1 protein-coding gene is annotated in these 217 nt (G+C 71.9%); it reads left to right on the forward strand.

Annotation, left to right across the window (positions count from 1 at the left end; translation table 11 throughout):
• On the forward strand, positions 1-217 hold a 217-nt coding region (locus PSEWESI4_RS25005; protein ID WP_187673936.1), incomplete at both ends, for a hypothetical protein.

The following is a 217-nucleotide window of genomic DNA, read 5'->3' on the forward strand; positions in this document are numbered from 1 at the left end:
CGACATCGCTCGCGGTGACGGCTGGGAGCGTACCGGCGGCAAGGCCGAGCGCAACGTCGCCCCGGAAAGCCAGGACCGCTTCGATATCGCTCGCGGTGACGGCTGGGAGCGTACCGGCGGCAAGGCCGAGCGCAACGTCGCCCCGGAAAGCCAGGACCGCCTCGACATCGCTCGCGGTGACGGCTGGGAGCGTACCGGCGGCAAGGCCGAGCGCAAC

The sequence above is a fragment of the Zestomonas carbonaria genome (genome assembly GCF_904061905.1).
GTDB classification, from domain to species: domain Bacteria; phylum Pseudomonadota; class Gammaproteobacteria; order Pseudomonadales; family Pseudomonadaceae; genus Aquipseudomonas; species Aquipseudomonas carbonaria.